Source organism: Streptococcus parauberis NCFD 2020, assembly GCF_000187935.1.
In the GTDB taxonomy this organism is placed as follows: Bacteria; Bacillota; Bacilli; order Lactobacillales; family Streptococcaceae; genus Streptococcus; species Streptococcus parauberis.
The window spans coordinates 340,465-356,896 of the sequence record NZ_AEUT02000001.1; the positions used below are offsets into that span (position 1 = coordinate 340,465).

Sequence of the window (16,432 nt, forward strand, 5' to 3'; positions counted from 1 at the left end):
ATGGGCCTCATAATTAAATTATTAAAAGAGCTAAAAATTGCAAGGGGCAGTTTCACAGTTGGTATATGTCTTTTGTTAATAGCTACCGCAGCGGGACAATTGTCACCACTGTTACTAAAAGAAATTATTGATAAACAATTAACTCCCGTAGCCAAAGGCTTGCAAATTAATCACCAGCTTTTCTATCAGTTGGTCGCATATTACTTTGCTATCACACTGATTACGGCAGTATTTAGATACTTATCCTTTAGAACCTTGATTTATTCCTCAAATAAGGTTGTGTCACATCTGAGAGAGAGAACCTTTGATGTCATGCAAAGATTGCCAATTTCTTACTTTGATAAAGTTCCTGCTGGTAAAATAGCCACCCGGATTGTTAATGATACAGAGACGTTACGCAATCAATTCTATGATAATCTCTTATCACAAATCATCATCAGTTTTATTCAAATTGTTTTTATTTATGGAGTGATGATTTATCTAGATAGTCGTTCAGGACTTTTCTTATTACTGGTTATCCCTGTTTTTTATGGCATCCAATTATTCTATAAAAAAATGACTGATAAACATATGGCTGACTTCTATCAAGCTAGAAGTGCTATTAATACACAGGTTAATGAAACAATGAATGGTGCTCAAATTATTCAGCTTTATCATCAGGAAAAAGAAGTCTTGGATGAGTTTAAGACGCATATTGATAAGATGAAAAATGCTGACGACCACATCATTTTTGCTGATTCAGTTGCCTCTTGGACTTTGACCGAATTTATAAAATATACAATCATTTCAGCATTACTGGCATTTATTGGTTATCAATTTTTGCAAGGACAGACTAGTATGTCAGTTGGGAAATTATTTATCTATATTAATTATTTGATGCGCTTATTTGATTTATTAGGTAATATGGTAAGACAGCTTCCAAATATTCAACGCTCAACAACAACTGGTAAACGACTAATGAGCTTGTTGGAAAAAAAGACAGAAGAGGAACAGTCCGAAGAGATTAAGGTGGTTAATGGGGATGTTGTATTTGAATCAGTTGACTTTGCTTATACCCCCAATAAATTAGTCTTGTCAGATATTTCTATTTCAACTAATAAAGGGGAAACTGTCGCACTTGTCGGACATACCGGTTCGGGAAAATCCTCAATCATGAATTTATTGTATCGTTTCTATGACCCACAAAAGGGTATCATTACAATCGATGGTCAATCAATTCATGAATTTTCAAAAGAAAGTCTCCGTTCACAGATGGGAATTGTCCTTCAAGATCCCTATCTTTTTACTGGAACAATCGCTTCAAATATCAGGATGGGAAATATGTCCTATAGTGACCATGAAGTAGAAGATGCATTAATTAAAGTTGGTGCAAAAAAAATGCTAGATAGATTGAAAAACGGCATTAATGAACCTGTTTATGAAAAAGGTGCTTCTTTTTCAAGTGGAGAAAGACAATTAATTGCCTTCGCAAGAACCTTAATTGCTAATCCCAAAATCCTTATTTTAGACGAAGCAACCTCACATATTGATACTGAAACAGAAGAAATTATCCAGGCAGCCATGGAGGTTCTGAAGACTGGTCGAACGACTTTTATCATTGCCCATCGTCTATCAACCGTTCAATATGCTAATCAAATTCTAGTCCTTGATAAGGGAAGAATTGTTGAGCGTGGAAATCACTTTTCACTTCTAAAACAAAATGGAATATACGCACAAATGGTTAAACTACAAGAAACTGTATAAAAGAATCCACATAGTCGGATTCTTTTTTTGAAAATTAATGAAAATTTTCTATATTTTCTTCGTGACTTTCTAAAACAATGGTTCCTTATCGCAATTTTTAGCCATTTAGTGTAAAATAGTAAGGTAAAAGTAAAGATTAATTTATTTGAAAAGACAAGGTTTATGAGTAAAAAAATAGGAATAGGTAGAGCCCACAGTAAAATTATTTTAATGGGAGAACATTCAGTTGTGTACGGTTTTCCAGCAATAGCTTTACCCTTAAAAGATATTGAAGTAGTCTGCCGAATTAGGAGAGCAGAAAAAAAATTAGAATTTGATTTTTATGATACGCTGTCTACAGCTATTTTTTCTGCCCTTGATTACTTAAAGATTAAAAATCAGCCAATTTCATATGAGATAACTTCTCAGGTTCCTCAAAGACGTGGAATGGGTTCATCTGCAGCAGTTTCAATAGCTGCCATACGAGCAGTATTTTCATATTTTGATCAAGAATTAAGTGATCAATTATTGGAAATTTTGGTCAATAAAGCAGAGATTATTGCACATACAAATCCCAGTGGTTTAGATGCAAAAACTTGTTTGAGTGATCAGGCAATTAAGTTTATTAGAAATGTTGGATTTGTCAGCTTAGAAATTAATCTTGATGCTTATTTGGTGATCGCTGATACAGGTATTCATGGCCATACTAGAGAAGCAGTCAATAAGGTTGCGAAGTTTGAAGAAAGTAATCTTCCACATTTAGCAGCCTTAGGGCAATTGACGGAAGATGTGGAAGAAGCTATAAAAGCCAAAGATGTCATTAGCATTGGTCAAAGCATGACACAAGCACACGAGCACTTAAAGGCAATAGGTGTCAGTGTTGAAAAATCAAATCAATTAGTTGAAGAAGCACTAAAACAGGGTGCACTTGGTGCTAAGATGTCTGGTGGTGGCCTTGGAGGTTGCATCATCGCACTTGCAAATAGTCAAAATGATGCCGTGGTAATTAGTCAGGCACTAGAGGAAAAAGGGGCAGTAAATACGTGGATACAAAAACTGTAAATGTTAAATCTTATGCAAATATTGCAATCATCAAGTATTGGGGTAAAGATGATGCCCAAAAAATGATCCCTACCACAAGTAGCATTTCACTCACACTTGAAAATATGTACACTGAAACAAGTCTCTCATTCTTACCTGTCGAGGCACAAGCTGATCAATTTTATATTGATGGACAATTGCAGAATCAAGCCGAGCACGCAAAAGTTACAGCGATCATTGATCAATTCCGTCAAGAAAATCAACCATATGTCAAAGTTGACACTGAAAATAATATGCCGACAGCTGCTGGCTTGTCATCTAGTTCAAGTGGATTATCAGCGCTCGTGAAAGCCTGTAATGAATTATTTGAAACTGATCTATCCCAAAAAGAATTAGCCCTAAAAGCTAAATTTGCATCAGGATCTGCTTCACGCTCATTTTTTGGACCTTTAGCAGCATGGGATAGAGAGAGTGGTGAAATCTATCCAGTTGAAACAGATTTGAAATTAGGCATGATTATGTTAGTTATTAACGATGCCAGAAAGCCTGTTTCAAGCCGCGAAGGAATGAAACTATGTCGTGAAACATCAACAACCTTTGACAAGTGGAGAACAGAATCAGCCCAAGATTACAAAGATATGCTTGCTTATCTAAAAGCAAATGATTTTGAAAAAGTTGGACAATTAACAGAAAAAAATGCATTAGCTATGCACGCAACAACGAAAAGTTCTACCCCATCATTTTCATATTTAATTGAAGGATCCTATAAAGCAATGGATAAAGTAAAAGAATTGCGTCAAGCTGGTTTTCAATGTTACTTTACCATGGATGCTGGACCAAATGTAAAAGTTCTATGTCTGGAAAAAGATCTTGAACAATTAGCATCAATCTTTGAAAAAGACTTTGACATCATTGTCTCTAAAACTAAGGAATTATAAATGACAAATTTTCAAGTTGAAACTGGTGGAAAGCTATATATTGCAGGGGAATATTCGATTCTAAAAGCTGGTCAAGTTGCCTTGCTCAAGTATATTCCAATTAAAATGACAGCAACTATTGATAGTTCAGACGATTTTTTGATTAAATCAGACATGTTTGACTATTCTGTTGATCTCACTCCTGATACCAATTACCAATTAATCCAAGAATCAATTGCAACTGTCGCTAATATATTAAGAAAAGATAGAAATGACTTGAGACCATTTCAATTGCATATTAGTGGCAAGCTAGAAGAAAATGGTAAAAAATATGGTATTGGTTCAAGTGGTAGTGTTACTGTATTAACCATTAAAGCACTAGCAGCCTACTATCAAATTCATCTGTCCAATGATTTATTATTTAAACTAGCTGCATATACACTTTTAAAATTAGGTGATAATGGATCAATGGGTGATATTGCTTGTATTGCATTCAATCAAACTGTGGCTTATTGGTCATTTGACCGCGCAGCTATTGCCCAAAAGATTAAAGACTTAAGTTTTGAGCAAGTCATGAAATTAGACTGGGGTTACAAAATTGAAGTGGTTCTTCCTAAGTTAGACTGCCAATTTATGGTTGGCTGGACCGGGCATCCGTCGATTTCAAAGAATATGGTCAAAAATGTCATCTCAAAAATTGACCAAGGCTTTTTAAAGCATACACAGGAAGCAACACTAGCCGTGATAGAAGCCTTGAAAACTGGTAACAAATTAGAATTTATTAGTGCTCTTGAGCAAGTCAATCAAGAGTTGCTAAAATTAGATTCGGCTATTTATACAGCTGATCTACTGTCTTTGAGAGTGGCTAGTCTTGACCTAGATGCCATAGCTAAATCCTCCGGATCAGGCGGTGGCGATTGTGGTATTGCTTTTGTTTTTAATGAAAGTGAAAGTGATATCCTCAAGGAGAGATGGGCCAAAGAAGAAATCCATGTAATCTATCAGGAAAGATTGGGTGACTAATGACCAACCGTAAAAATGATCATATAAAATATGCTTTAAAGTACGAATCAGACTATAATTCCTTTGACGAAATAGAATTGATTCATTCATCATTGCCTAGTTTTGATTTAAAAGATGTTGACTTATCGACACATTTTGCAGATCAAGACTTTGACTTTCCTTTTTATATTAATGCCATGACTGGTGGTAGTGAAAAAGGCAAAGCTGTCAACGAAAAATTGGCTCGAGTAGCTGAAGCTACTGGCATTCCTATGGTGACTGGGTCCTATAGCCCTGCTTTAAATAATCCACAAGTTAAATCATCTTTTCAATTGCGACAAGTTGCTCCCAAGATGCTCCTTGCAACCAACATTGGATTGGACAAGTCAGTTGACTTGGGTCTTCAGACAGTTGCGGATATGGATCCTATTTTCTTACAAATTCATATCAATCTGATGCAAGAGTTACTGATGCCTGAAGGTGAAAGAACTTTTAAAAATTGGGAAAGTAATCTGAAAGATTATGTTGAACAAATAAAAGTACCTCTTGTATTAAAAGAAGTTGGATTTGGCATGGATCGCAAAACAATTGAACGGGCTCGAGATATTGGCATCAAGACTTTTGACATTTCTGGCCGAGGTGGAACCTCCTTTGCCTATATTGAAAATCAACGAGGTGAAGGACGCTCTTATCTTAATAATTGGGGCCAAAGCACTGTTCAGACCTTATTAAATATTCAAGATATGTCAAATGAAGTGGAAATTTTAGCTTCAGGTGGCGTTAGAAATCCTTTGGATATTGTAAAAAGTTTAATCTTAGGTGCGCGTGCCGTTGGAATGTCACGAACCATGCTTTCCTTAGTTGAAAGATATCCCGAAGAAAAAGTTATTGCAATTGTCAATGGATGGAAAGAAGACTTAGCTATCATTATGTGCGCCCTAAATTGCAAAACAGTAGCTGACTTGAAACAAGTTGATTATTTACTATATGGCAGATTAAAAGATGCAAACTCCTAAACATTTGAAGAAATTCAAATGTTTTTTTCAAAAAGAAGACAAGAAAAAAAGATTTGAGAAACTCAAATCTTTTTATTTCGAAGGCTTTGTAAGAGCACTTTTGTAGTCTCTAAATTCATGTGCTTTTCTTTTAGTAATAATTGTAAAAGTTGAGGAGTTTCAGCAGAACTAGCGCCAGCTAGCATAGCTAATGACTTAGCATGTAATTTCATGTGGCCAGCTTGGATACCCTTGTTAGTCAATGCTTTAATTGCTGCAAAATTTTGAGCTAGCCCAACTGATGCAATAATCATTGATAGCTCTTTAGCAGTTGGTTGATTTAAGAGATCATGAGCAATGACAACACTTGGGTTAAGGCCAATTGAACCACCTTTTGTGGCGATGGGCATTGGTATCGTAATTGTTCCTTTAATCATCTCAGTCTCAAAATCAGCATGCCAAGTAGTCAGGCCCTTATATAAGCCATCCTTAGATGCATAGGCATGAGCACCAGATTCAATTGCTCGCCAGTCATTCCCGGTTGCTAAAACAATAGCATCGATGCCATTAAAAATACCTTTGTTATGAGTTGCAGCTCGGTAAGGGTCAACTTGAGCTAATTGACTGGCTAAGCCCATCTTATTGGCTAACTCTTTTGCTTCAACTTTGTCACGGCTGAGATAATGGAAAGGAACTTGACAACTGGCTGTAACCAATGATTCTGTTGCATAGTTTGATAAGATGGCCATGAGTGGCTTACCTTTACTCAAGTCAATCAAATCATCAACCAAGGCTTCCATCATCGTATTTACCATATTAGCTCCCATAGCTTCCTGAGTATCTACGGTTAAGTAGACAATCAAGAATTGGTCTTTGATGGTTAAGCTAATTCTTCTAGCACCGCCTCCTCTTTTGACAATAGAAGGATAAGCAAGATTGGCTTTTTCGATGAGACTTTCGGTCTCATGCATAATAGCAGCTTGGGCTGATTCCAAATTAGGAACATCATAAAGGGCAACTTGACCAATCATTTGTCGATTCTGAATGTGAGCTTGGAATCCGCCTGCGCGTCCGATGAGTTTTGCAGCATATGAAGCAGCAGCGACAACTGAAGGTTCCTCTGTTACGTAAGGTAAGTGGTAGGTTTTACCGTTGACCTTAAAATCAGGTACAATACTAAATGGAAGTGCTAATCGACCAATGACATTTTCAGACATTTGATTAGCAGTCTCTATGTGTAGGAGCTCTTCATTTTGTAAACTTTGAAAAGTATCAGGAGTCAATAAGTTGCCTGATGCCAGTAACTGATATCGTTCAGCAATTGTTTTTTTATAAAATCCTGACCAGTTTAGTTGATTATCTGTCATTTTTTTAGATAAATCCTTTTGTGTTCTCTAAGGCCATCGAGTCGATAGTCTCCGGTTTTGTAGGTTGGTAAATTAACATTTCCGGCATCATCGCGTTCAGCTTCTTCATAAAAGAGGGCTTCATACTCCTCAATAGAAATTTCATGACGTTGATCTAGAACTTCTTGGTGAGAAATCGACAACATATCTGCATAACCAGCTTCTAATTGGCCTGAAAAGATTTCACAGACAGCCCCTGAGCCGTATGAGAAGAAGAGAATATTATCGCCTACTTGCAAAGTCTTATTACTTTCCAGAAGTGATAGGAGTGACATATATAAAGATCCAGTATAGATGTTTCCTACCTGACGGCTGAAGCGGATAGAATCATTAAAAGCATTTTCTAATTGTGCCTTTTTTTCTTCTGAAACAGAATCATCCATTAAGGTTTTTAAGCCCTTAAGTGCTTGTTTGGGAAATGGAATATGAAAGCAAAATGCAGCAAAATCATTTAACGATTTGTGTGTTTTACTTTGATATTTTTCCCAAGTTGTTGCTAAAGTATCCAAGTATTGTTCTGTTGAAAAGCGACCGTTAACGAAAGGTGTTGTTGAGTAATTTGGACGCCAGAAGTCCATAATATCACGAGTTTGAGCAATATTATCGTTATTTAGTGAAAGGATGCGAGGATTTTTTGAAATTAGCATGGCAATACTTCCAGCCCCTTGAGTTGGTTCACCACCTGAAGCAATTCCATACCTGGCAATGTCACTGGCAATGACTAAAACTTTAGCATCAGGATTCATAGCGATATGAGCATTGGCATAGTCGAGAGCTGCAGTAGCAGCATAGCAAGCTTCTTTCATCTCAATTGCTCGTGCAAATGGCTGGATATCTAATAATCCATGGATATAAACACTTGCTGCTTTAGATTGATCAATTCCCGTTTCTGTAGCCAAGATAATCATGTCAATTTCTTCTTTATCTTGGTCACTTAATATTTCTTGACAAGCATTTGCTGCTAAAGTCACAATATCTTCAGTTATTGGAGTGATACTAATGGCATCAATCATTAACCCTTTTTGATATTTTGCTAGCTCAGTTTGACGAGCTTGGGCTAATGATTCCATTGTTAATACATATTGACTTGTAGCGAAGCCAATTTTATCTATCCCTATTTTCATTTATTTCCTCTTTGTAAATTTTATCTATAATATTTTAACATATTTTCTTAAAAAGAAAGATTATAAAAGTATATTAGTTATACTTTACCATTATTTCAAGCCTCTAAAGTGGGACAAAGACATTTCTCCTAGCATTTTTTCTATAATTTGGTAAAATAATAAACAGAATTAAAAGGTGGAAGGATATCCTTATGACAAAAGCAGATAAGCTATTCAAAGACAATATTCAAAAAATTATGGAACAAGGCGTTTATAGTGAACAAGCTAGACCAAAATATAAGGACGGCAAAACTGCTAATTCTAAGTATATTACTGGTGCCTTTGCCGAGTATGATCTCTCAAAGGGAGAATTTCCTATTACAACATTACGTCCAATTCCAATTAAATCAGCGATTAAAGAATTACTCTGGATCTATCAAGACCAATCAAATAGTTTAGACATTTTGGAAGAAAAATATAATGTCCACTACTGGAATGATTGGGAAGTAGGAGACACAAGAACAATTGGTCAGCGTTATGGTGCAGTTGTTAAAAAACATGACATCATCAATAAAATTTTGAAACAACTTGAAGATAATCCTTGGAATAGACGTAACGTTATTTCCTTATGGGATTACCAAGCTTTTGAAGAAAGTGAGGGCTTATTGCCATGTGCTTTCCAAACAATGTTTGATGTCCGCCGTGTCGACGGAACTATTTATTTGGATGCAACACTAGTGCAACGTTCCAATGACATGTTGGTAGCTCACCATATCAATGCTATGCAATATGTTGCACTACAAATGATGGTTGCAAAACATTTTGGCTGGAAAGTTGGTAAGTTCTTCTATTTTATTAACAACTTACACATTTACGACAACCAATTTCCGCAAGCTGAAGAATTATTAAGAAGAAAAGAAAGTGACTGTATGCCACAATTAATGTTGAATGTTCCAGATGGCACAAATTTCTTTGACATTAAAGCTGAAGATTTTGAATTGATTGATTATAGTCCAGTTAAGCCACAGCTGAAATTTGATTTAGCAATTTAAAGTAGCGATTTTTTTACAAGCAAAATTGCTATAATTTTGGTAGAATAGATAGAGTTTAGATTGAAGGAAAACTAGTATGACAAAGGAAATTATTGCCATTTGGGCTGAAGATGAAAATGGAGTTATTGGTGTCAATGGTATCTTACCTTGGCATCTTCCAAAAGAACTGCAACATTTTAAAAAGACAACATTAAACCATACGATTCTTATGGGACGAGTGACTTTTGAAGGAATGCAGAGACGTCTTTTACCAAATCGACAAACAATAGTTTTAACTTCAGATGATCAGTATCAAGTTGATGGTGTATTAACCATGACAAGTGTCGAACAAGTCCTTGACTGGTTTAAGACACAAGAAAAAAATCTCTATATTATCGGTGGCAGTAAAGTTTTGAAGGCCTTTGATGGTCATTTTGACAAAATTATTAAAACACTAGTTAATCATCAATTTGATGGAGATACCTATAGTCCAGAATTGGATTTAAGTCAGTTCACAGAAGTCAATTCTCAATATTTTGAAAAAGATGAAAAAAATCCTTATGATTTCACAGTTCACGTTTTCGAAAATAATAAAACGGTTGGAGGAAAGTAGAAGTCATGCAACGGAGTATATTTGGCGTTTTTACAGCATTTTTATGTGTTATTTGCATCCTTTGTGCAATCCCAGCATTGCGTAAAAATCGTTATGGTTTAGGAATTCTATTTTTATTAAATGCACTGACAAATTTAGTTAATACAATTCATGCCTTTTATGGCACGCTATTTTAATAGTTAGATAGAGAAAGTTAGAGGAAAAATGGCAAGTAATCGTAGTAACGAAATCAAGGTTCATTGTTCGTTTTGTGGCAAGAGCCAAGATGAAGTAAAAAAAATTATTGCAGGTAACAATGTATTCATTTGTAATGAGTGTGTTGCTTTATCACAAGAAATTATTAAAGAAGAATTAGCTGAAGAAGTCTTGGCTGATTTGACTGAAGTTCCAAAACCAAAAGAACTTTTAGAAGCTTTAAATCAATATGTAGTCGGTCAAGATCGTGCTAAACGTGCCTTAGCTGTTGCAGTCTATAATCATTACAAACGGATTTCATATAAAGAAAGCCGTGATGAAGAAGAAGTGGAACTCCAAAAATCAAATATCATGATGATTGGTCCTACTGGTTCTGGTAAGACTTTCCTAGCTCAAACCTTGGCAAAAAGCTTAAATGTTCCTTTTGCAATCGCTGACGCTACATCTTTGACAGAAGCTGGATATGTAGGTGAAGACGTTGAGAACATTCTTTTAAAACTGATCCAAGCAGCGGATTACAATGTTGAACGAGCTGAGCGTGGGATCATTTATGTTGATGAGATTGATAAAATCGCTAAAAAAGGCGAAAATATGTCAATCACTCGTGATGTTTCAGGTGAAGGTGTCCAACAAGCTTTGCTGAAAATTATTGAAGGTACAGTAGCTAGTGTTCCACCACAAGGTGGACGCAAACATCCTAACCAAGAAATGATTCAAATCGATACCAAGAATATTTTGTTTATCGTTGGTGGTGCTTTTGATGGCATTGAAGAAATTGTTAAACAACGTCTTGGTGAAAAGATTATTGGTTTTGGTCAAAGTAGTCGTAAGATTGATGATGAAGCCTCATATATGCAAGAAATTATTGCTGAAGATATTCAAAAATTTGGTTTAATTCCCGAATTTATTGGGCGTTTACCTGTCGTAGCCGCTTTGGAACAGTTATCAATTGGCGATTTAATTCAGATTCTGACTGAACCAAAAAATGCCTTGGTCAAACAATATCAAGCTTTATTATCATATGATGGTGTTGAACTTGAATTTAATCAAGAAGCTCTTGAAGCCATTGCTTCAAAAGCGATAGACCGTAATACTGGTGCGCGTGGTTTAAGATCAATTATTGAAGAAACCATGTTAGATATCATGTTTGATATACCTAGCCAGGAAGATATTACTAAGGTAATTATTACAAAAGAAGCCGTTTCTGGAGATAGTAAACCTATCTTAGAAACTGCATAGAGGAAAAAATGGCAGAAGAACAATTATTAAATACACATAACGCTTCCATTCTTCTTAGTGCGGCTAATCAATCACATTATCCAGATGATGATTTACCAGAAATTGCCTTAGCTGGTCGTTCAAATGTAGGAAAATCTAGTTTTATCAATACCATTTTAGGTCGTAAAAATTTAGCTAGAACTTCTAGTAAACCTGGAAAAACTCAATTACTAAATTTCTTCAATATTGATGACAAATTACGATTTGTTGACGTTCCTGGTTATGGTTATGCAAAAGTTTCCAAATCAGAACGTGCAAAATGGGGTAAAATGATTGAAGAGTATCTTACGACACGTGATAATTTGCGTGCAGTAGTAAGCTTAGTAGATTTACGTCATGAGCCTTCTACGGAAGATGTTCAAATGTATGATTTCCTCAAATATTATGAAATTCCAGTTATTGTCGTTGCAACAAAAGCAGACAAAATTCCTCGTGGTAAATGGAATAAACATGAATCAATGGTCAAGAAAAAACTCAATTTTGATAAGAGTGATCAGTTCATTGTTTTTTCTTCCGTGGATCGCATTGGAATTGACCAAGCATGGGATACCATTTTAGATCAAATATAAAAAAAGCATAGCTTAAGCTATGCTTTTTTTATACGAATAATTATCCTGTTATATTTCTTGACCCTAGTCTTTTTAAGTGTTACTATCATTTTATGGGAGAGAAACATGATTTTATTAAAAAAAAACTTTAAAGACTGGTAAACTGTCGAGAGGGAACATATTAATGTCACTAGGGCTAAGTATTCTGGCGTTAGTCATTTTATTTGTAACTATTTTATGTTACCAATATACAAATACTTCGATTGAAGGTAAGTGGGCCTGCAATTCTTTAAACCAACAATTAGAAGAAAAATTTAATGATAATATTGATGCGATTAGTCAGGACATAGTATCGATGTTAAGAAGCACATCACCACACCTAAGTTGACAATGACTGTTTTTCATGACAATTCAAAAATAGTGGTTAATGTAAATATTAATAGAAAGTCATTAAGTAATGAAATATTAAAATACTACCAAGCAAGTATAAAAGAAGCATTATCAAAAGAAAATGTTAATATTGCCGATTTAGATCCAGATACTCTAAAAGATATGGAGAATGAGTTACCAACAAATTCAACTATTGAACAATATATTGATGATATGATTATTGAAAAAGTGCATGAGTATGGTGGTCATTATGATGTCAGAACCGGAAATGTCACAATTGTTGGACTTAAGGGGAGAGTTAATCGGTTTATGAACACAATTACGATTGAAAAAATCAATTCAAAGTCAAAATTATTTTCAAAAAAATCAGGTTACTTTGACTACATCAAAAACAGAGATAAATTGATTTTGAAGAATCATATGTCATTTCAATTTAAAATAATAAAAAGCAGTAACTAATAAAAGTTATTGCTTTTTGATGTCATTTGTCTTGTTTACTAATCACAATTTGACCATCTGCTAAATTTGCTTTTAGATGTTTATCATCGGGATGTTCCAAATAATAGTCTGTTATACGATCACGGATTTCTTGTTCAATGACACGGCGTAATGGTCTAACTCCCATAGCTTTGTCATATCCTAATTCAATTAGTTCCTCTTTAACAGGTTCTGTTACTTCTAAAGTGATACCTTTTTTATTGATTGTTTGATTAACTTCCGTTAACATTAATTCAACAATTTCTTTCAAATCCTTTTTTTCTAGATGTGAGAATTCTATCACACCATTAAAACGATTTAAGAATTCAGGTCTAAAATAAGGAGCGATTCGGTCCATAATTTTTTGGTCATGATCTTCTTGACCCGTTAATGCTTCATTGCCAAAACCAGCATTAGATGTAGCAATAATCACAGTATTTTTGAAGTCAATCGTATTACCTTGGCCATCAGTTAAACGACCATCATCTAATACTTGGAGTAGTAGGGTAATGACTTGTGGGTCTGCTTTTTCAATTTCATCCAGTAAAATAATTGAGTATGGATTACGACGGACACGTTCAGTTAATGTGTATTGATTGTCGTCGTAACCAACATAACCAGCAGTAGTCCCAATCAATTTAGAAACGGCAGTGCGATCACTGTATTCTGACATATCTAAACGAATGATCGCATCCTTGGAACCAAACATGTCAAGCGCAAGCTGTTTGGCTAATTCCGTTTTACCAACGCCGGTCGGACCAACAAAGAGGAATGACCCAATTGGGCGATTGCCATCATCAAAGCCGGCACGGTTACGACGGATAGCCTTTGCGACTGCTTGAACAGCTTGATCCTGTCCGATGACATGTCCTCTAAGTCGGTTGCCAATTTCTTTCAAACGTTCTAAGTCACTTGCGCCCATATTGGAAACTGGTACGCCGGTTAGACGTTCAACTGATTCGGCGACATCGTTGATGGTTGCGGTCACTTTTTGACCTTCGGTATGGTTTGCCATTTGCTTTTGTAATTCTTCAATTCGTACTTTAGCTTGCAAGGCTAACTCATAATCTTCTGCAGCGACAGCCTTTTCTTGCTTGTCTTTCTCACTAGCAATTGCTGTTTCAAGACTCTTCAAATCAGTGACTGGGTGTTGCGCAGCTAAATGGGCAGCCGTCATGTCAATTAAATCGATGGCTTTGTCAGGAAGACTACGCTGTGGAATGTACTGAACGGAGTAATCCACGGCTGCTTTCAAAACAGAATCCGGAAGAATGACGTTGTGGTGTTGCTCATAAAGATTCCTGATACCCATCAAAATGTGGAAGGTATCTTCGGCAGAAGGCGCATTGACTTTAACTTCGTTAAAACGACGAGCCAAGGCCGCATTTTTCAGAATAGTGTTTCGATATTCATCTTGAGTTGTCGCACCGATGACGGTCAACTCGCCACGAGATAGGGCTGGTTTAAGAATATCGGCCAAGCCTTTGGAACCAGAATCACCACCTGTTGAGCCAGCGCCTAAAATTTGATGAATTTCATCAAAGAAGAGGATAACATTTCCGGCTTCTTTAACTTCTTTAATTAAATTCTGAATATTTTCTTCAAAAGCACCACGGTATTGAGTACCTGCTTCTAAGCCGGAAATATCAATAGAAATAATTTCTTTGTTTTTAATGGCAGCAGGGACGTCACCAGCAACGATAGCTTGGGCTAAGCCTTCGACCACAGCTGTTTTACCAACCCCCGCATCACCTACTAGAACGGGATTGTTCTTGGTCCGGCGAGCTAATATTTCAGCTGTATCTTGAATTTCTTTATTTCGTCCAATGACTGGATCTAAGTGTCCTTGTCGTGCTTCTTCAGTTAAGTTGGTACCCAATTGGTTTAGAATGCCATCTTCTTTTTGATTTTGGGGATAGCCTTGTTCCTGAGTAGGAGCAGTAGAACTGAGCTTACCAGTTTGTCGATATTCTTGAAATTCTTCAGGTGTCATTTCACGCCCATTAACTAGGTAACGACGATTTTCAGTTTGATAACCGCCTGTGTTACCCATCAATTGATTAAAAATGTCATCCATGCTACCAAAAGGGTCTTTTCCATAATAGTTTGTCATAATTTTTTCCTCGCTGTTCTTATTAATATTATAAAGTAATTACGAAGGAGTAGTTTTTTAGTCTATGCTTATCAGGTAAGATCTCTGATTTGAAATACTACAAATTGGTTTACCAACCACCTTCTGATACTATTATATAGCTTTGGTCAGTAAAGGTCAATAGAAAAGTTTGACCTTTTTTGACCTTTTTTATAAGTCTGATTATTCCTTTATTCTTGAAAAAATAATCAAAAAAAGTGATAATAAGTATTGACAGAAGGTGACGGATACGATATACTAATTAAGGTTTTGAAAAAAACTGACCTAAGACAGTAGGGGAGCATTGCTCATAAAATTCCTACCGAGGCACAAAACGTAATTAAAAAATAACGTATTGTACTTTCGTGTCTGGGTTTAGGTGCGATTTTTTTTGTGCCTAACCATACAAAATAATTACGGAGGTAAAACTAATGAGTGAAGCAATTATTGCTAAAAAAGCCGAACTAGTTGATGTTGTTGCGGAAAAAATGAAAAACGCAGTAAGTATCGTAGTTGTTGATTCACGTGGATTAACAGTTGATCAAGATACTGTTTTACGTCGTTCACTACGTGAAAGTGGCGTTGAATTTAAAGTTATCAAAAATTCAATTTTGTCACGTGCAGCAGAACAAGCTGGACTTGGAGATATGAAAGATATCTTTGTAGGACCATCTGCCGTAGCATTTTCAAATGAAGATGTTGTAGCACCTGCTAAAATCATCAATGACTTTGCTAAAACTGCTGACGCACTTGAAATCAAAGGTGGCGCAATTGAAGGTGCATCGTCTTCTGCTGAAGAAATCAAAGCACTTGCTGCATTGCCAAACCGCGAAGGTATGCTTTCTATGTTACTTTCAGTACTTCAAGCACCAGTTCGCAATGTTGCATATGCTGTTAAAGCTGTTGCAGAGAGTAAAGAAGACGCAGCTTAATGCGTTAAACAGTAGTCTTAGGCTACAATCACTAATTTATATTTAAATATTTGGAGGAAATAACAATGGCATTAAACATTGAAAACATTATTGCTGAAATCAAAGAAGCTTCAATCCTTGAATTGAACGACCTTGTAAAAGCTATCGAAGAAGAATTTGGCGTAACTGCAGCTGCTCCTGTAGCTGCTGCTGCTGCTGGTGGTGCTGAAGAAGCTGCTAAAGATTCATTTGACGTTGAGTTAACAGCTGTTGGCGACAAAAAAGTTGGCGTTATCAAAGTTGTACGTGAAATTACTGGACTTGGTCTTAAAGAAGCTAAAGGTCTTGTTGATGGAGCACCTGCTAACGTTAAAGAAGGCGTTACTGCTGCAGAAGCTGAAGAACTTAAAGTTAAACTTGAAGAAGCTGGAGCAACAATCACACTTAAATAAGAAGCACATAGTAATTTGAGAGCGGATTCCCGATTTACCAGTCTTTTAGAGTCGATAGCGATTTAAAAAAACTGATTAATTGATTTGGTTTCCTGCCAAAAATCCTGCCAAATAATCTTTGGCAGGATTTTTGATTTTTCGTATTAACTTTCTTTTTTATTTCAAGAAGAAAAGTTATCCAAAAATAATAAAATTATATTGAATTGTCAAAAGTTTATCC

15 protein-coding genes and 1 other annotated feature are annotated in these 16,432 nt (G+C 35.8%); of the genes, 12 read left to right on the forward strand and 3 right to left on the reverse strand.

What is annotated here, in order from left to right; all coding sequences use genetic code 11:
- From SPB_RS01705 to fni, 5 genes are all read left to right on the forward strand, one after another.
- Window positions 1-1,743, forward strand: coding sequence for an ABC transporter ATP-binding protein (locus SPB_RS01705; protein ID WP_003104485.1), 1,743 nt, complete (start codon window positions 1-3; stop codon window positions 1,741-1,743).
- Window positions 1,744-1,905: 162 nt separating this feature from the next.
- On the forward strand, window positions 1,906-2,784 hold the full coding sequence (gene mvk / locus SPB_RS01710) for a mevalonate kinase (protein WP_003105664.1): 879 nt from the start codon (window positions 1,906-1,908) through the stop codon (window positions 2,782-2,784).
- Window positions 2,766-3,701, forward strand: coding sequence for a diphosphomevalonate decarboxylase (gene mvaD / locus SPB_RS01715; protein ID WP_003104536.1), 936 nt, complete (start codon window positions 2,766-2,768; stop codon window positions 3,699-3,701). Before mvk ends, mvaD begins: the two co-directional genes overlap by 19 nt.
- Window positions 3,702-4,703, forward strand: a complete 1,002-nt coding sequence (locus tag SPB_RS01720) for a phosphomevalonate kinase (RefSeq protein ID WP_003104029.1) — start codon at window positions 3,702-3,704, stop codon at window positions 4,701-4,703.
- Window positions 4,703-5,698 carry a type 2 isopentenyl-diphosphate Delta-isomerase gene (gene fni / locus SPB_RS01725; protein WP_003102845.1) on the forward strand — a complete coding sequence of 332 codons (996 nt, stop codon included), beginning with the start codon at window positions 4,703-4,705 and terminating at the stop codon, window positions 5,696-5,698. Before SPB_RS01720 ends, fni begins: the two co-directional genes overlap by 1 nt.
- Window positions 5,699-5,760: 62 nt before the next feature.
- On the opposite strand, the gene SPB_RS01730 is transcribed toward fni, so the two are convergent.
- Both SPB_RS01730 and SPB_RS01735 read right to left on the reverse strand, forming a co-directional pair.
- Window positions 5,761-7,044: a hydroxymethylglutaryl-CoA reductase, degradative gene (locus tag SPB_RS01730; RefSeq protein WP_003106052.1), complete on the reverse strand. Its 1,284-nt coding sequence runs from the start codon at window positions 7,042-7,044 to the stop codon at window positions 5,761-5,763.
- Complete coding sequence (locus tag SPB_RS01735; protein ID WP_003104825.1) at window positions 7,041-8,207, reverse strand: hydroxymethylglutaryl-CoA synthase; 1,167 nt, start codon at window positions 8,205-8,207, stop codon at window positions 7,041-7,043. The genes SPB_RS01730 and SPB_RS01735 overlap by 4 nt, the downstream gene beginning before the upstream one ends.
- 191 nt (window positions 8,208-8,398) lie before the next feature.
- Here SPB_RS01735 and SPB_RS01740 point away from each other — a divergent pair, with 191 nt between their 5' ends.
- The 5 genes from SPB_RS01740 to SPB_RS01760 all read left to right on the forward strand — a co-directional run bounded on the left by SPB_RS01740 (window position 8,399) and on the right by SPB_RS01760 (window position 12,700).
- Window positions 8,399-9,238 (forward strand): thymidylate synthase, encoded by an 840-nt coding sequence (locus SPB_RS01740; RefSeq protein ID WP_003105934.1) that lies wholly within the window; start codon window positions 8,399-8,401, stop codon window positions 9,236-9,238.
- 76 nt (window positions 9,239-9,314) lie between these two features.
- Window positions 9,315-9,830, forward strand: a complete 516-nt coding sequence (locus SPB_RS01745) for a dihydrofolate reductase (RefSeq protein WP_003104878.1) — start codon at window positions 9,315-9,317, stop codon at window positions 9,828-9,830.
- A 204-nt stretch (window positions 9,831-10,034) separates the two neighbouring features.
- A complete protein-coding gene (gene clpX, locus SPB_RS01750; RefSeq protein ID WP_003103169.1) occupies window positions 10,035-11,264 on the forward strand; it encodes an ATP-dependent Clp protease ATP-binding subunit ClpX in 1,230 nt (409 codons plus the stop codon).
- A gap of 8 nt (window positions 11,265-11,272) precedes the next feature.
- Window positions 11,273-11,872: a ribosome biogenesis GTP-binding protein YihA/YsxC gene (gene yihA / locus SPB_RS01755; RefSeq protein ID WP_003104323.1), complete on the forward strand. Its 600-nt coding sequence runs from the start codon at window positions 11,273-11,275 to the stop codon at window positions 11,870-11,872.
- Window positions 11,873-12,241: 369 nt separating this feature from the next.
- Complete coding sequence (locus SPB_RS01760; RefSeq protein WP_003103232.1) at window positions 12,242-12,700, forward strand: hypothetical protein; 459 nt, start codon at window positions 12,242-12,244, stop codon at window positions 12,698-12,700.
- Between the two features lie 22 nt (window positions 12,701-12,722).
- Here the strand turns inward: SPB_RS01760 and SPB_RS01765 are convergent, their stop codons facing one another.
- Window positions 12,723-14,831, reverse strand: a complete 2,109-nt coding sequence (locus tag SPB_RS01765) for an AAA family ATPase (RefSeq protein ID WP_003105519.1) — start codon at window positions 14,829-14,831, stop codon at window positions 12,723-12,725.
- Window positions 14,832-15,115: 284 nt separating this feature from the next.
- Window positions 15,116-15,249 (forward strand) — a sequence feature (ribosomal protein L10 leader region).
- Between the two features lie 31 nt (window positions 15,250-15,280).
- Between SPB_RS01765 and rplJ the strand changes: the two genes are divergently transcribed.
- Together rplJ and rplL are read left to right on the forward strand one after the other, a co-directional pair.
- Entirely contained in the window at window positions 15,281-15,781 is a 501-nt protein-coding gene (gene rplJ / locus SPB_RS01770; protein ID WP_003104757.1) for a 50S ribosomal protein L10, read from the forward strand.
- Between the two features lie 65 nt (window positions 15,782-15,846).
- Entirely contained in the window at window positions 15,847-16,212 is a 366-nt protein-coding gene (gene rplL / locus SPB_RS01775) for a 50S ribosomal protein L7/L12 (RefSeq protein WP_003103838.1), read from the forward strand.
- Window positions 16,213-16,432: the final 220 nt, after the last annotated feature.

What these genes read in the sequence shown, in the direction of transcription:
- SPB_RS01720 (WP_003104029.1), top strand. Translation starts at nt 3,702, where the DNA reads ATGACAAATTTTCAAGTTGAAACTGGTGGAAAGCTATATATTGCAGGG.
- SPB_RS01740 (WP_003105934.1), top strand. Translation starts at nt 8,399, where the DNA reads ATGACAAAAGCAGATAAGCTATTCAAAGACAATATTCAAAAAATTATG.
- SPB_RS01745 (WP_003104878.1), top strand. Translation starts at nt 9,315, where the DNA reads ATGACAAAGGAAATTATTGCCATTTGGGCTGAAGATGAAAATGGAGTT.
- rplL (WP_003103838.1), top strand. Translation starts at nt 15,847, where the DNA reads ATGGCATTAAACATTGAAAACATTATTGCTGAAATCAAAGAAGCTTCA.
- rplJ (WP_003104757.1), top strand. Translation starts at nt 15,281, where the DNA reads ATGAGTGAAGCAATTATTGCTAAAAAAGCCGAACTAGTTGATGTTGTT.
- SPB_RS01730 (WP_003106052.1), bottom strand. Translation starts at nt 7,044, where the DNA reads ATGACAGATAATCAACTAAACTGGTCAGGATTTTATAAAAAAACAATT.
- mvk (WP_003105664.1), top strand. Translation starts at nt 1,906, where the DNA reads ATGAGTAAAAAAATAGGAATAGGTAGAGCCCACAGTAAAATTATTTTA.
- SPB_RS01705 (WP_003104485.1), top strand. Translation starts at nt 1, where the DNA reads ATGGGCCTCATAATTAAATTATTAAAAGAGCTAAAAATTGCAAGGGGC.
- SPB_RS01765 (WP_003105519.1), bottom strand. Translation starts at nt 14,831, where the DNA reads ATGACAAACTATTATGGAAAAGACCCTTTTGGTAGCATGGATGACATT.
- fni (WP_003102845.1), top strand. Translation starts at nt 4,703, where the DNA reads ATGACCAACCGTAAAAATGATCATATAAAATATGCTTTAAAGTACGAA.
- SPB_RS01760 (WP_003103232.1), top strand. Translation starts at nt 12,242, where the DNA reads ATGACTGTTTTTCATGACAATTCAAAAATAGTGGTTAATGTAAATATT.
- SPB_RS01735 (WP_003104825.1), bottom strand. Translation starts at nt 8,207, where the DNA reads ATGAAAATAGGGATAGATAAAATTGGCTTCGCTACAAGTCAATATGTA.
- clpX (WP_003103169.1), top strand. Translation starts at nt 10,035, where the DNA reads ATGGCAAGTAATCGTAGTAACGAAATCAAGGTTCATTGTTCGTTTTGT.
- yihA (WP_003104323.1), top strand. Translation starts at nt 11,273, where the DNA reads ATGGCAGAAGAACAATTATTAAATACACATAACGCTTCCATTCTTCTT.